Source organism: Paraglaciecola arctica BSs20135 (assembly GCF_000314995.1).
GTDB classification, from domain to species: Bacteria; Pseudomonadota; Gammaproteobacteria; order Enterobacterales; family Alteromonadaceae; genus Paraglaciecola; species Paraglaciecola arctica.
Window position 1 is genome coordinate 24,900 of sequence record NZ_BAEO01000068.1, and the last position, 16,008, is coordinate 40,907.

The window sequence follows — 16,008 nt, forward strand, 5'->3', positions numbered from 1 at the left end:
AATACTGTGCAACATTATGCATTTACACAAGCTTTACATTCCCTTTGCGTTTCTTTGCATTGTATTCGCTAGACTTGTTGGCAGTTCATTGAAGGTAGTTAATAAAGAGGATAAAAAAATGTCAAAATTTAAAACATTAGTTAAAACAACACTTACACCTATTGCGCTTTGTCTATCCCTTGCAACAGCAGTACCTGCTATTGCTCATAAAAGCCACCACCAAAAAAATGATGGCATGCGCCAAATATTGTCTGAGTTATCTCTAACCGATACCCAAAAGCAAGATATCAGACAGGTATTAAAACAAAGCCGTGAAGACAGAGACCTGTTCCTTACTGATGCTAAGTCGCCACAAACAGAATTGCGCAATCTTATACAATCGACTGCATGGGATCAAACAGCTGTCGAAAGTGCCATTACCCAAAACCAAGCTGCAAAGCAGGAAAAAGCACTACAACGTGCTATCAACAAAAACCAAGTATGGAATTTGTTAACTGAAACTCAACAAGCTGAATTTGTTGCCCAACTAGAAACTCGCATGGCCAAACATGACGCGAAAAGCTCTAAAGGTGAAAGAAAAGGCAAACGTAAAGGCAATAAACTCAAACGTCTTGATTTTACCGAAGAGCAACTTGCAGCTGTAAAAGCCATTAAAACGGCAGAGAAAGAAAGTGGCGAAGCAATTAAGGCTAAGCTTAAAACCTTTAAACAAGCAGAGCGAGCGCTAGTCCAAAGTCCGAACTTTAGCCTTGAAGCTTGGCAAGTTCTAAACTCTGAGTATCAAGCTGATTTTGTGACTATGGGGCTATTAAGAAGCAAAAGCAAACATGATATTTGGAATATTATGACGCCCGCACAGCAAGCCAAAGCCTTGGAAAAATCAGGAAAAGGCAAACACCATAAAAAAGGCAAAAAGGGTAACAAAAAAAATAGACAATAATCGGTTTAAAAATAACACTTATCTGCATAAACAACCGCATTAGCTGCGGTTGTTTTATTTATGGCTGCTAATAATTTTCAGTCATTTAATTCCATCATTCCAATCAAAAAGTTCATCCCATTTCTCATAGAAAATCCTCTGGGCATTAGTTCTATTTCGTTAAGTTTAGTAACCTTAAACGCACCGTCATAATAGGATCATATTTCATTCACTATTTGGCAATATATACAATGCTAAGCTAGCCGAAATTGACTTGGAGAAGTGCAAATGAGCTTAAGTATTTGGCAAATATTACTTGTAGGTTTGTTATTTATATTACTGTTTGGTCGAGGAAAAATACCCGCTTTGATGACCGACTTAGCTGCAGGGATAAAAAGCTTTAAACATGGGATTAAGGAGCAAGAGGAAGACGAACACGCATCGATTGCGACTGAGAGCAAGACCCAAAACGCAAAAAAATCAGCCGAGACGACTAAACCTATTAGTCAGCCAAAGTAAATCGCCATGTTTGATTTAAGTTGGATTGAGCTTGGTTTTTGTGCAGCACTAACACTTGTGGTAGTTGGCCCAAAAGATTTACCTGTTTTTGTAAAAGGAATAGGACGGGTCATGGCCAAGGGAAAAAAAATGGTTAATGAAGTCAAAGGATCATTGTCGCGGCTAGAAAAAGAGATCGATATCAGTGATGGTAAAGCCTACCAAGAGGATAACTGGCAAACACTGCTGCCACCTGAAGTACAAAATTTACCCGACGATTTTATTCCTGGCTCACTGCCTGCCAGCGATCACCAGCAAATGCGAGAACAACGAAAAAAAGCAATGGATGAAAGGGGTAGCAACTCAGAGATAAAAAAATGAAATTAGCCGCAAATACCCCAAGCAAAACACCGTTACTGACTCACCTCACTGAGTTACGTAAACGCTTATTGTATTGTTTAGGATTTTTCTTTTTGATGTTCGCTATAAGTTATTGGTTTGCGCAGCCAATTTACACATTTTTACAACAACCTTTAGTCGACATATTCGGCCCAGATAGTGGACGAAGAATGATATACACAGGTTTACATGAAGCGTTTTTCACTTATTTAAAGCTAGCTTTTTTTAGTGCGGTTTTTTTTACGCTTCCCTTGGTCCTGATCCAAGTTTGGCGTTTTATTGCCCCTGGTTTGTATGAGCAAGAACAGAAAAGTTTATTTCCACTCTTTGCTTTAACACCAATATTATTTATTGGTGGAGCGGCCTTAGCTTTTTATTTGGTAATGCCACTGGCGTGGGAGTTTTTTATTAGTTTTGAAACCCCAGGACAAAATACTGGTATTGAAGTGCAACTAGAGGCGAAAGTCAGCGAATATTTATCGCTAGTCATCCAACTTATCTTGGCTTTTGGGTTGTGTTTTGAATTACCAGTATTATTGCTAGTAATGGCTAAAGCTGGAATAATTACTGCACAAACCTTACGTCAACATAGACGTCATGCTGTAGTAGTGGTTTTTCTATTGGCGGCATGCCTTACCCCACCAGATTTAATCTCGCAGATCGCACTGGGTATACCTGTGTTATTACTATATGAATTATCTATTGGCTTAATACACTGGAACGAAAAAACAGTTGCCACGTCTCTAAGAGATAAAACGACCCACTCCTAAGTTTGCAATAAATGTGAAAGTTAAAACCTACCCTTTTGTCATTTTTCTGCCATTAAACTGCCATGAATGCTTACCAAAACTGTCAAAAAAACTGCCATAAACTGTCACTTTAATCCTTTAACTTTGATCTCGTTAGGTTGCTGTCAACCCAAGGTTGAACCTTCTTGTATATGTTAATTACCTTTATCAAACAGTAAGGAATAAAAATGAACACTCCGATATCTAAAAGTAATATCGACTTACCCATTCAACCAGTTTTTAGCCGTAGACAAGTATTAAAAGGTGGTTCGATTGCCGCTGCTAGTACAGCTTTTGTAGCGCTATCGACTCGTACTAACGCAGCCAGCTTACCTTTCAGCAATTCTTATGGTGAGTTAGTACCTACAGTTGATAAAGCAACAGGTCTGACATTATTATCGTTACCTGAAGGTTTTGAATACACATCCTTTGGTTGGACCGGTCAAATTCAAGCGGATCGATTACCCACACCTACAGATCATGATGGTATGGGCGTAGTCGCAGCCAAAGGTAATATCATAGCCCTTGTGCGTAATCACGAATGTTCTGAAGGAGAAGGTTTTCCTTCATCACCAGCAAGCGGCAGAGGGATCTATAACCAAGCTCAAAATGGTGGCACAACAAACATTATGTTTGATGTGTTAAAAGGTGAGTTTCTGTCTTCATACAACAGTCTGGGTGGCACAATTCGAAACTGCGCAGGTGGCCCAACACCTTGGGGAACTTGGCTTTCTTGCGAAGAAACCTTTCACAACTGGGGACAGGGTCCACAAGGGCTCAACCATGGTTATGTGTTTGAAGTACCTGGGTTTGGCATATCGGATGGTCAACCCATTACTCAGATGGGACGTTTTTCTCATGAAGCTGCAGCAGTTGATCCTGCCACTGGTTTTGTTTACGAAACCGAAGATGCAGGCTCGTCGGCATTTTATAAGTTTGAACCTGCTGGTGAATGGGGTGATTTAAAATCTGGCGGCAAGCTTTATGCAATGGTACTTAACAGTACTTCAAGAGTAGATCTACGTGGTGGCCTTACAGAAGGCACAACTTGGGATGTTACTTGGCAAGAAGTGCCAGATCCAGATGCCATGAGTGAAAGATGTTATAGCCAAGCGTCTGATGCGGCAATTATCGCACGAGGTGAAGGTTGCTGGTATGACGATGGAAGGATCTATTTTGTATCGACTTCAGGTGGTGCCGCTGGACTAGGACAAGTTTTTTGTTTTGATCCCAGACGCCAAGAGCTAAGCATAATATTTGAATCAACCAACGCCGAAACTCAAGTAGATGGCCCAGACAACATCGCTATTAGCCCAAGGGGTAATATGCTGTTATGTGAAGATGGCAGATCCAATCCTAAACGTCTTATCGGCTTGACTAAAAGCGGAGAAACATTTCCATTCGCTGAAAACAATATCGCATTAGATGCAGGTGACTTAGCCACCATAGACGCAGTTTACCCTGGCACTCAAAGTAACTTTTGGGACAGCGTAGGTACCTCAACAGATGGCTCAAACCGCAGAAGTTTTACTAGTCAAGAGTGGGCTGGAGCCTGCTTTTATGGACGCTGGTTATTCGTTAATGTGCAATCTCCAGGAGTGACATTTGCAATCACCGGCCCCTGGGAAAATGGTGCACTTTAACTTCTCATTTAGCGCCAGCCTTAGTGCTGGCGCATCTTATTAAGGAATCAAAATGAAATATTTATCTAAAACAGTCTTTGCATTGGTCATGTTATGTGCAACTAATTTAAGCCAAGCATCGATCATTGATTTACCTCTTAGTGGTAATTTAACAGACAGCGTAACCGGAGACACAGCGTGGTTACTCGAAGATACCTTTGGCAATGGTTTGGATTTCATTTTATTTGAGGTCACTGAATCGTCTTTGGTTGATATAGTGTTAAACGCAAGCATTGATTTTGGCTTAAGTCTATATAGCGGCACAGTAGTGAATGACTTTGCCATAATATTTAATAACGGCAGTGACTTTTCCGATTTTGACACAGACCTAACCTATATCACGGGTAGCGACCCGTTTGTTCCTGGAGCGGCAGATTTCCTGACAAATATCAGTCTTGAAGCTGGCTTTTACACTTTAGCCTTAGGAGGTAGCGAAGGTTTATTTGATACTTTTAATGAATATGCATATCAACTAGACGTCGATATAAATGCCGCTAAGCCCGTTTCCGAACCATCTATATTGTTATTGCTATTGTTTTCAATGGCAGGGATGTTGACGAGCAGACGTAAGCAAAAATAATACCTTTACTCAACACAAAATAAACAACAAAGGCCCCATATTTAAAGTAGTATGGGGCTTTTTAATAATATCGAGTGTAGTCTTAAAAACTCCAATCATGCATGTAAAGCACAAGTATATTTAAACTTTCCCAAACTCATCTTTTTAGGTTGTTTGAAAACATGGCCTTATGTTATTTCGCCTAATTGGTTTATTGCATACTAGATAGAAAATAAAAAACTCTAGCTACCAGTTACATTAGCGATCAATAATTTAGGCTACGAGTAAATCTGAGCTTTTTTATTACATACTCGGGCGATAAGGAGCCATTATGCAAGACATCGAATTACGGACTCGTCTTGACCAATATTATAGCCAAACGAAATCGGTCATTTTGGACAAACAACATCCTATATCAGGATTACTTCCTGCCAGTACAGCGGTGACTGTACATGGAAATTACCAAGACGCTTGGGTACGTGACAACGTTTACAGTATTTTAGCGGTGTGGGGACTAGCTTTGGCCTACCGTAATCTAGATGATGATGGTGGACGAGGATTCGAATTACAACAACGTACAGTAAAATTGATGCGTGCATTATTGCGCTCAATGATGGCGCAATCTTCAAAAGTAGAAAAGTTTAAACAAACGCGCCAGCCAATAGACGCCTTGCATGCGAAATATGATACTGCAACAGGTGACAGCGTAGTAGGTGACGATGAATGGGGGCATTTACAGGTTGATGCTACTTCAGTTTTTCTACTGACTCTTACACAGATGATTGCCTCAGGTTTAGAAATAATTTGGACCGATGAAGAAGTCAGTTTTGTACAAAACTTAGTGTATTACATTGAACGAGCCTATCGCACGCCCGACTTTGGTATTTGGGAGCGAGGGGCTAAAAGTAATAGCGGTAATGTAGAGCTTAATGCCAGCTCATTGGGTATGGCTAAGGCCGCACTCGAAGCACTCTCTGGCTTTAACCTTTTAGGGGCCAAAGGATCACGAGCCAGTGTCATTCATGTTATTCCAGATAACATCGCGCAGTCTAATATTACGCTTACTTCTATGTTACCCCGTGAATCAAACACCAAGGAAACCGATGCAGCATTACTCAGCATTGTTGGTTATCCAGCGTTTGCAGTAGACGACCCAGATCTAGCGAATAAAGTGCGTAACGACATTATTCAAAAGTTACAGGGCAAATATGGGCTAAAACGTTTTTTACGGGATGGCCATCAAACTGCACTCGAAGATGAGGGACGTTTGCATTACGAAGAACAAGAGCTAAAGCAGTTCGAACACATTGAATCAGAATGGCCATTGTTTTATACCTATCTTTATTTAGATGCTCTTTTTCGTGATGATCGTGAACAGATAGCTGATTATCGTAAACGTCTCGATGCCGTGTTAGTAAAACAAAACGGTCAAAAGTTGTTACCTGAGTTATATTTCGTGCCAAAAGATTCTGTGGACAAAGAGCGCGAACAACCAGGCTCACAACAGCGTATTCCTAACGATAACGTGCCATTAGTGTGGGCACAAAGTTTATACATACTTGGCTGTTTACTCGAGGACGAACTGCTCCGTCCCGGTGACTTAGATCCTTTAGGGCGCAGACATACCAAAGTACCTAAAAAACCTGTGGTGCAACTTGTTTTTTTAGCTGAGGATCAAGCTCTACAACAAGAACTCGAAAGCTTCGGTGTGCTTACCCAAACCCTTGAAGATATTTCGCCAGTACAAGTTTATCGCCCTGAAGATATCGCTACTATGCATGCTCGGATTGGTCAATGTGATGAGCTTGGCTTATCTGGCCGCATTCCTAGGCGACTCAAAAGCTTAACTACTAGTCGCGTGTATATGATGGGTAAACAACGATCCGTTTGTCTTACACCTTCTTTTATTCAGCGAGATTTTTTCCTAAGTTACGATATTGAATTTTTGGTACGTCGTTTTAAGTCTGAGCTAAGTTACCTGCACAGAAACTGGACTGAAGTGGGCAGGCCCACAGTCACAGTTTTACTTACACACAATTTATTAGATACAGATCGCAGTACCTTTTATGAGCTGATGAAACAGATTGCCAGTGGCGAAGTAGAGGGCATTCCAGTTTTACACGGCCTAATGGCCCAGTTAATTAATACAGCGGCAGTTGAACATGTTGAACACTTAAAAGATGTCATATTGCCTGAGGCACCATTAGCTGATCTGTTGTTGCAATCCTGTGTATTGACCTTAGCAGGGGAACATACACAACTGTTGCCAAGAGACGAAATAGCTATAGCTCTAGAAACAAATGTAAGCGCCTTAGAAGCTCGTTTAAATGCGGCCACCAATTTATATGAACAGATTGCCGTGCTGACTAAACTGGTAGAACTCAATACCATTGATGCGCAGATCCACATATATAACCAACAGCGAAGTTTGCGTGACTTAATTGAAGAAGTGTATACCCAAGCAGGCCGTTTAAGACTTTGGTCGGTGTTAAGGCAAGCGACAGGACTGCAAGGCAAAATTGATGGTGATATTGGCTTAGCCGTTGGTGATTTACTGGTTGCACAAAAGTTTATTCAGGTAGGTCGGTCGTATCACGATGGATCTTTGATTACCCGTCCCATAGGTGATGGGGAGCTGATGCAACGTATTGTACAATATTGCCGTGAAGACGTGCGCGACCAAATAATGACTCAGGAGGTATTACTCTATCTAGGTATATTAATTAAGGCACGCCCTGAGTTATTTAGTGAACTTCAGACTGTTCGAGCGAGCTTGTTGATCATACTGCTAACCAGTCAAATTGCGCGCACACAAAACTGTCACACTGATGAAGCTTACGAAATTTTAATGGATATGCCTCCTTCAGAAGTACAATCTAGATTAGAGGCGGTATTAGAAAACTATCAACATCTGGCAGATTTACCGCAAAAAATGGAGGCATTACATGCTCATGGCGACACCGAGCAACTAAGTTGGCAGCAAAATTTAGGCTTAGAACAACTAGACACACCAACAGAGGGCTGGTTAGCTTGGCGTCAACACCAAGGCATAATTGACCGTCGTTCATCCGACTTTTTAAGCAAAATTTGGCGAATATTACAGCATACCAGTGGCTTAGTGATCGGTAATCAGATGGACAAACGAAATCGTATCAATAGCAGTTTAGTGCTAAGTGATATGACTCAAGGTGAAAAAGCTTTTGCACTGTTAATTGAGCATATGTTCAACAACATTCAAGCTGCTGAATATCGTCAATTAAGTATAGAAACATTGAATGCGTTATCGAGCTTCTTTGAGCAAAATCCTACACTCATAATTGACGATGCCATTATTATCGACGTCACTATTGGTCACGCAGTTAACTTAGCCTATATTGCCCAATACCCTGAAAAACAAGATAACTATCAAGAATATAAAAGCCATGCTTGGGAGAGTTTTTATGAACAATCTCCAGTTCATAGCACTACTTTTATAATTTCTGCATTAAATCACTTATTAACCATAACAACGGCAAAAAACCCGTGATCTAGCTGCTTTAGTTGGGTAACCCAAATTCGGGTTACCCAAAAGTGAAATAGTGCCCAACTATATTAGAAATTCGGTATTTCTCTGAGATAAGTGTCATCTACAAACAAAGGCGAGGTAACTATCATATCTGCTGTGGCCATATTACAAGCAACAGGGATATTCCACACAGAGCACATTCTTAATAACGCCTTTACGTCAGGGTCGTGAGGCGCAGGATTGAGGGGATCCCAAAAAAAGACCAAACAATCCAATTTTTGTTCTGCTATTAAAGCGCCTATTTGTTGGTCCCCACCTAATGGACCACTATTAAAACAATGCACATCCAAATTCAATGCTTTCTGTAAGATACCACCTGTGGTGCCTGTTGCGACTAACTTATGTTTGCTTAACTTGGCTTTGTGGGCCAAAGACCATTTCACTAAATCTGGCTTTCTATGGTCGTGAGCAACCAGTGCGATAGTTTTTTGCATCTTGTATGAAACCTTTATCAAATATAGAAAATAAACTGAACAACAGAAGCAGTGTTATAAACACACCTTATTAATCATTTGTTGCAAAATATGCACTGTTGGATCGACATAATCCAGAGAAATATACTCATCAGGTTGATGGGCTTGGTCAATACTACCAGGACCTAAAACGATGGTATCGCAGCCTAGTTGATTAATAAATGGCGCTTCGGTGGCATAGTTGGCACTTTGGAATTTTTTACCTGTAAGTTGTTCTGCCAAAGCCAAAATATTTTGTTCATCACGACAAGCAAAAGCTGGCGCTGTGGGATACATTAAATCCAAACTTAAACGACTAGGATATTTAGCGAATACTGGAGCCAATGCTTCATCAATCATGGCAAGGGCTTGTTGATCGTTTAATTCAGGTACAGCACGCAAATCAAAATTGAGTTTACAATGCCCACAAATACGGTTTTCACCGTCGCCGCCATGGATGTGCCCTAAATTCATGGTCACATAGGGCACACTAAAATCGTCATCATGAAACTGACCTTTTAATCGACTCTGCAAATCCATCAATTGACCAATGGCCTGATACATAATCTCGATGGCGTTGACACCTTTATCAGGATCGCTTGAATGTCCCGCCTTACCCTGAATATTTAGACTTTGTGCGATGTGCCCTTTATGTTTATAAATTGGTACTAGTTCAGTCGGCTCACCTATAATCGCCATATTAGGTTTTATAAGTTGTTGCTGGGCAAAAAATCGCGCCCCAGCCATAGAAGTTTCTTCATCTGCCGTGGCCAATATATACAAAGGTTTCTTCAATTTATTTAATGGAATGGTTTTTAAGGCTTCAAGAATAAAAGCAAAAAAACCTTTCATATCACAACTGCCTAAACCAAAAAGCTTGCCATCTGCTTGTTTGACCTTAAATGGATCGGATTGCCAGGCCCCTTCATCAAAGGGCACTGTGTCTGAGTGACCGCTAAGCAACAAGCCACCTTCACCGCTGCCAATCTTGGCTAACATATTAAATTTATTCCGAGTTCCGGGTACATGTTGAATAGTTATTGTAAATCCAAGCTCACTAAACCAACTTGATAGGATGTCAATAAGAGGCCTGTTTGTTTGATCTATTTTTTCATCAAAGGCGCTAATAGACGGACTTTTAATGATAGCTTCATAGTGTTCTAAGAAAGATAAATTTGGCATAACCACCCAACTAAATAATTATTCACTTTTATTGCATAAATATATAACGCATGGCATTATATGGACCAATCAGATACGACTGATAAATAAAATTATCGATTCGTGTAATTGTTTATTACTTTAACTTGTTTTGGTTAGATAACGTATATGTATTCAATCGTTGAAAAAATAACATCCTATTTTATTTCCCTGCCTAGCTTCGCCAGTGTGTTGTATCGACGATAGTCGACTCTGTAGCGTATAGCTCACTCTTTGCTTTAAATTATATAGTTTAAAGCAAAGAGTGCTTTTTATTTTTATCCTCATTATTTAGTACACTGCTCACATTGAGCTTATAGAGAAATTCCCCATGATCAAAACCTGTATTATCGGAGCCAGTGGTTATGCTGGTGCTGAATTGTCCGCACTAGTTCATCGTCATAGTCAATTTGAATTAGCCGCTCTGTATGTTTCCACTAATAGTGCGGATGCAGGCAAGTCTTTAGGCACTATTCATCCACAATTTTTTAACACCATTGATTTACCTCTGCTACCAATTGATGAAGATAACTTATCTGCCTTATCCGAAAGCTTCGATCTAATATTTTTAGCGACACCTCACGAAGCAAGCCATAAATGGATGAATGAGCTATGTGGCAAAAAAGCGGTGATCATGGATTTGTCAGGCGCCTTTAGAATAAAAGATAAACACAAGTTTGCAGAATATTATGGTTTCGAACACCATGCTGACAAACTATTAGCAGACGCAGTATATGGTTTAGCTGATTGGCATCAAGAACAAATAAGTAACGCTAACTTGGTCGCCGTGCCGGGTTGTTACCCAACTGCATCTTTAACAGCTCTCAAACCTTTACAACAAAATGCTTTAATTGACTCTACACATTTTCCTATTATCAACGCAGTATCTGGCGTATCAGGGGCAGGTAGAAAAGCTTCGCTGAACAGTAGTTTTACAGAAGTGAGTTTGCAGGCATACGGGGTACTAGGGCACAGACATCAACCTGAAATTGCTGACTATTTAGGTACTGATGTTATTTTCACTCCCCATTTAGGTAATTTTAAGCGTGGAATACTGGCAACAATAACAGTAAAAACCGCAGCCAATGTTAGCGAACAACAGATTACCGACGCCTTTCAACAAGCATACCAAGGTAATCCCATTGTAAGGCTAAGAAACAGTTGGCCTAAAATTGATGACGTAGCAGGTACTCCATACTGTGACCTATTCTGGAAGTTAGATCCTAAAACTGGCTATCTTGTTGTGGTAAGTGCCATTGATAACTTATTAAAAGGTGCTGCATCTCAAGCAATACAATGTGCTAATTTACGCTTTGGTTTTGAATCTCATATGGGGCTAGTAAACTAACCATGAGTAATAAAAATATATTAGTGATCAAAGTTGGCGGCGCATTTATGCAAAACCAAGATGCAGCTCTGAAATTGCTAACAACTATTGGCGAGCTACAAAAAAGTTATATTGTGGTGTTAGTCCACGGTGGCGGAGCTATGGTCGAAGAGTTACTTAGTGCCCTTAATCTTAGCAGCCAAAAAATTGATGGCTTACGCGTTACCCCTAAAGAACACATGCCTTATATAACAGGCGCTCTTGCAGGTACAGCCAATAAACAGCTATGCGGATTAGCCATTAAAGCAGGCATTAGCCCCGTGGGTCTTAGTTTGTTGGATGGAAAAATGTGTAATACCACAGTTATGCGCGAAGAACTCGGAGCTGTTGGTTCAGTTAAAGCAGGTGATGCAACCCTATTGAAAGCATTGGCAGCCACTCATATGTTACCTATTATCAGTTCCATTGGAGCTGACGAAGAAGGTAACTTACTTAATGTAAATGCAGATCAAGCAGCCACAGTGATTGCCCAGTTGTTAGATGCTGAATTATTACTTTTATCTGATGTACCTGGCGTATTAGATGCCGATAAGAATCTAATCAGTGAATTAGATTTTGAGAAAATTGAAACACTCATCGCACAAAACGTCATTCGTGACGGCATGATAGTTAAAGTACAAGCAGCATTAACCGCAGCCAATAGTTTAGGCCGCAGCGTCACTATTGCTAGTTGGAAAGATGCAGAAAAGTTACTCGGTTTGTTGCAACAAGAAGCGATAGGCAGCAAAATCTCCCCCGAAATAAAAACACCTAGTTACAAGGCTTGATTATGAAACAAGATCTCCTTTCATTTAAAGATTGGACCGCGGACCAATTACACAATTTATTAGCCTTGGCTACAACCATCAAAAATAATCCTGCGGGTTATCGCACAGCTTTAGAAGGGCTGTCGGTTGTTGCTTTGTTTGAAAAACCTTCGTTGCGAACCCGTGTTAGTTTTGACATTGGTATCAATAAGTTAGGTGGCCACATGGTGTATCTAGATAGCCAATCAAATAAATTGGCTGGCAGAGAAGATGTTAAAGATATGGGTGCAAACCTAGCCTGTTGGGCAGATGCCATTGTATCTCGGGTGTTTACCCATAGTACTTTGGAACAATTAGCTGGATCAGCCAAAGTACCAGTGATTAATGCATTATGTGATATATACCACCCTTGCCAAGCGGTGGCTGATTACCTCACCATCAGTGAACATTATGATGACTTAAGCAAGGTAAAACTAGCCTATATTGGTGATGGTAATAACGTTACTCATTCATTGATGTTGGTTGGTGTCGCACTTGGATGCGAAGTGATTGTTATTACACCTAAAGGTCACGAAGTCGATCCTAAAATAGTTGAGTTAACCGAAGCTCGAGCAGCACTATACGGCGGAAAGTTAACTATCAGTACAGATATGAGTGCAGCCAACGGCGCACAAGTACTGTACACCGATACTTGGTTATCAATGGGTGACGACACTCCTTTAGCAGAAATAAAGGACACCTTTGCTGGTTACGAAATAACAGAAGCGTTAATGGAAACAACTGGCGCTGACTATGTCATGCATTGTCAGCCTGCCCATCGCGATCTAGAAATCAGTGGCAGCTTAATTGATGGTGAAAAATCATTGCTGATGCAACAAGCAGAAAATAGAATGCATGGTCAAAATGCGATTTTAGTCGAGTTGTTAGCAAAAGACTTCGAACCAAGAAATTAAAAACAGCTACGAGCTACGAGCTACGAGCTACGAGCTACGAGCTACGAGCTACGAGCTACGAGCTACGAGCTACGAGCTACGAGCTACGAGCTACGAGCTACGAGCTACGAGCTACGAGCTACGAGCAGATTGTAAAAAATATTGTAGATAGAGTGTCAATCACTTTATTAGATCAGATTAAATTAATGCAGTAATGTGCTAGCTCGAAGCTAGCAATTACTTTTAACAGGAAAAATCATGGCTATTCAGGCAACAAAAGAATTCAAAAAAGTAGTGTTGGCATATTCAGGTGGCTTAGACACGTCCGCTATCATTCCTTGGTTAATCGAAACCTATAACTGTGAAGTTATCGCCTTTGCGGCTGATGTAGGTCAAGGTGAAGAGGAGTTAATTGGACTTCGTGAAAAGGCTCTCGCTACTGGCGCAAGTGAATGTTACATAGTCGACTTAAAAGAAGAGTTTGTATCTGACTATATCTACCCAACCATTACTACTGGGGCCGTATACGAAGGTGAGTACTTACTTGGTACTTCTATGGCTCGTCCAATCATTGCTAAAGCCCAAGTAGAAATTGCCCTTAAAGTGGGTGCGGATGCACTTTGTCATGGTTGTACTGGTAAAGGTAACGACCAAGTTCGTTTTGAAGGCACATTTGCTGCTCTTGCACCACAATTGGCGGTGATAGCTCCTTGGCGTGAGTGGGACATGGTATCTCGTGAAGATCTTCTTGATTACCTAGCCGAACGTAATATTGAATGCACAGCTTCTTTAACTAAAATTTATAGCCGTGACGCAAACGCTTGGCATATCTCTCACGAAGGTGGAGAGTTAGAAGATCCTTGGTGTGAACCCACTAAAGGGATCTGGACATTAACAGTTGATCCAGAAGACGCGCCAGATAAACCGGAACGGGTTCAACTTAGCTTCGAAGAAGGCAAGTTAACTAAGGTAAATGGCGAATCATTAACTCCTTATGGCGTTTTAATGAAACTTAACAAAATTGCTGCAGCTCATGGTGTTGGCCGTATCGATATTGTTGAAAACCGTTTAGTAGGCATGAAGTCTCGTGGATGTTACGAAACTCCAGGCGGCACAGTGATGATGAAAGCGTACAAAGCCTTAGAATGTTTAGTATTAGATAAAGCCTCGCTTAAATATCGCGAGCAGATTGGTCTTGAGTATTCACATGTTATGTATGACGGTCGTTGGTTCACAGCCTTAAACGATTCACTTCTAGCCGGTGCTGCAAGCTTTGCGCAAAAAGTCACTGGAGAAATAGTGGTGAAATTGTACAAAGGTCAGGCCACTGTTACCCAAAGAAAATCTCCAAACAGTTTGTATTCTGAAGACTTTGCCACTTTTGGTGCAGATGACGTTTACGACCAAAGCCACGCTGAAGGTTTCATCCGTTTATACAGCTTATCTAGCCGTATTGAAGCAATGAATAAAAAAGGCCAAGCTTTTAAAAATACAGGTATCGAATAATGAGTTTGTGGGGCGGGCGTTTTCAAGACGGCAGTAGTGCAATGTTTAGAAGGGTCAACGATTCGTTACCCTTCGACCGTGCATTAGCCAGTCAAGATATCCGTGGTTCTATTGCGTGGTCAAAAGCCATCTATAAAGCCGGAGTATTAACCCAAGACGAACAACAGCAACTTGAACAAGCTCTGCAAGCATTGTTAGTAAAAGCAGAGGCTGACACTTTGGACTTTGATGCAAGCAGTGAAGAAGATATTCACAGCTTTGTTGAGGCCACGCTGATTGAGCAACTTGGTGATATTGCTCGCAAATTACACACAGGTCGTAGCCGAAATGATCAAGTGGCAACAGATTTTAAACTCTGGACACGTGAACACATTGACCTGTTAGTTGCCGATTTAGAAAACGTTAAAGCGTCTTTAGTGGGTACCGCAAGCAACAACAAAACCGTTATTTTGCCAGGCTATACCCATTTACAACGTGCTCAACCAGTACGCTACCCGCACTGGTGTTTAGCCTATGTAGAAATGTTTAAACGTGATATTAGCCGCTTACGTGACTTAAGAGTGCGCTTAAACCAGTCACCTCTTGGTTGTGGCGCATTAGCGGGTACCACCTACCCCATTGACCGTTATGAAATTGCCAGCGAATTAGGTTTTGATAGCCCATGTTTAAATAGCTTAGATGCGGTATCGGATCGTGATTTTGTGTTGGAGCTTTTATTTGCTGCCAGCACTAGCATGATGCATATGTCGCGTATGGCAGAAGATTTGATTTTCTTCAATTCTGGTGAAGCTGGATTTATTACTTTAGGTGATGAAGTAACGTCTGGCTCATCATTGATGCCTCAGAAGAAAAACCCCGATGCACTTGAGCTTATGCGTGGTAAATGTGGCCGGGTATTTGGCAGTTTGCAGGGCATGTTAGTTACCATGAAAGGTTTACCACTTGCGTACAACAAAGATATGCAAGAAGACAAAGAAGGTTTACTTGATGCTGTGACTCAGTGGCATATCTGTTTATGTATTGCTTGCGAAGTTATTGACAGTATCAAGTTAGATTCAGAGCGTTGTGCCAAAGCCGCCCGTGAAGGTTATGCCAATGCCACTGAATTAGCCGACTATCTTGTAGCTAAAGGTATTCCTTTTAGAACCGCCCATGACATCTCGGGTCAAGTAGTATTAGCCGCGCTAGAGAAGAAAAAAGCCATCGAAGAATTAAGCATTGCTGAATTACAACAATTCTCAGACTTAATTGAAGACGATGTTTACGCAATATTGCAACTCGATTATTTAGTCGATAAACGCAGCATTCTAGGTGGCACAGGTATTGATCCAGTAACTAAAGCTCTAGACGCTGAAATAGCGCAAAATAAGTAAGG

Annotated in this window: 14 protein-coding genes; 12 read left to right on the forward strand and 2 right to left on the reverse strand. The window is 41.0% G+C overall.

What is annotated here, in order from left to right:
- Positions 1-118 precede the first annotated feature (118 nt).
- From GARC_RS24695 to GARC_RS24725, 7 genes are all read left to right on the forward strand, one after another.
- On the forward strand, positions 119-940 hold the full coding sequence (locus GARC_RS24695; RefSeq protein ID WP_007625721.1) for a Spy/CpxP family protein refolding chaperone: 822 nt from the start codon (positions 119-121) through the stop codon (positions 938-940).
- 267 nt (positions 941-1,207) lie between these two features.
- On the forward strand, positions 1,208-1,438 hold the full coding sequence (gene tatA / locus GARC_RS24700; RefSeq protein WP_007625722.1) for a twin-arginine translocase TatA/TatE family subunit: 231 nt from the start codon (positions 1,208-1,210) through the stop codon (positions 1,436-1,438).
- Positions 1,439-1,444: 6 nt separating this feature from the next.
- Complete coding sequence (locus GARC_RS24705; protein ID WP_007625723.1) at positions 1,445-1,798, forward strand: hypothetical protein; 354 nt, start codon at positions 1,445-1,447, stop codon at positions 1,796-1,798.
- Entirely contained in the window at positions 1,795-2,586 is a 792-nt protein-coding gene (tatC, locus tag GARC_RS24710; RefSeq protein WP_007625724.1) for a twin-arginine translocase subunit TatC, read from the forward strand. Before GARC_RS24705 ends, tatC begins: the two co-directional genes overlap by 4 nt.
- A gap of 206 nt (positions 2,587-2,792) precedes the next feature.
- Positions 2,793-4,247, forward strand: coding sequence for a PhoX family protein (locus GARC_RS24715; RefSeq protein ID WP_007625726.1), 1,455 nt, complete (start codon positions 2,793-2,795; stop codon positions 4,245-4,247).
- A 52-nt stretch (positions 4,248-4,299) separates the two neighbouring features.
- Positions 4,300-4,866 (forward strand): PEP-CTERM sorting domain-containing protein, encoded by a 567-nt coding sequence (locus tag GARC_RS24720; RefSeq protein WP_007625727.1) that lies wholly within the window; start codon positions 4,300-4,302, stop codon positions 4,864-4,866.
- Between the two features lie 310 nt (positions 4,867-5,176).
- Complete coding sequence (locus GARC_RS24725) at positions 5,177-8,371, forward strand: glycoside hydrolase family 15 protein (RefSeq protein WP_007625728.1); 3,195 nt, start codon at positions 5,177-5,179, stop codon at positions 8,369-8,371.
- Between the two features lie 65 nt (positions 8,372-8,436).
- On the opposite strand, the gene GARC_RS24730 is transcribed toward GARC_RS24725, so the two are convergent.
- Positions 8,437-8,844, reverse strand: a complete 408-nt coding sequence (locus GARC_RS24730; RefSeq protein WP_007625729.1) for a methylglyoxal synthase — start codon at positions 8,842-8,844, stop codon at positions 8,437-8,439.
- A 54-nt stretch (positions 8,845-8,898) separates the two neighbouring features.
- A complete protein-coding gene (argE, locus tag GARC_RS24735) occupies positions 8,899-10,044 on the reverse strand; it encodes an acetylornithine deacetylase (protein WP_007625730.1) in 1,146 nt (381 codons plus the stop codon).
- A 349-nt stretch (positions 10,045-10,393) separates the two neighbouring features.
- Here argE and argC point away from each other — a divergent pair, with 349 nt between their 5' ends.
- From argC to argH, 5 genes are all read left to right on the forward strand, one after another.
- Positions 10,394-11,410: an N-acetyl-gamma-glutamyl-phosphate reductase gene (gene argC, locus GARC_RS24740; RefSeq protein ID WP_007625731.1), complete on the forward strand. Its 1,017-nt coding sequence runs from the start codon at positions 10,394-10,396 to the stop codon at positions 11,408-11,410.
- A 2-nt stretch (positions 11,411-11,412) separates the two neighbouring features.
- Complete coding sequence (argB, locus tag GARC_RS24745; RefSeq protein ID WP_007625733.1) at positions 11,413-12,216, forward strand: acetylglutamate kinase; 804 nt, start codon at positions 11,413-11,415, stop codon at positions 12,214-12,216.
- 2 nt (positions 12,217-12,218) lie between these two features.
- Complete coding sequence (locus tag GARC_RS24750) at positions 12,219-13,148, forward strand: ornithine carbamoyltransferase (RefSeq protein ID WP_007625734.1); 930 nt, start codon at positions 12,219-12,221, stop codon at positions 13,146-13,148.
- Between the two features lie 237 nt (positions 13,149-13,385).
- Positions 13,386-14,633, forward strand: a complete 1,248-nt coding sequence (locus GARC_RS24755; protein WP_007625736.1) for an argininosuccinate synthase — start codon at positions 13,386-13,388, stop codon at positions 14,631-14,633.
- The gene (argH, locus tag GARC_RS24760) at positions 14,633-16,006 is read left to right on the forward strand and encodes an argininosuccinate lyase (protein ID WP_007625738.1); all 1,374 of its coding nucleotides are present in this window, start codon (positions 14,633-14,635) and stop codon (positions 16,004-16,006) included. Before GARC_RS24755 ends, argH begins: the two co-directional genes overlap by 1 nt.
- Positions 16,007-16,008: the final 2 nt, after the last annotated feature.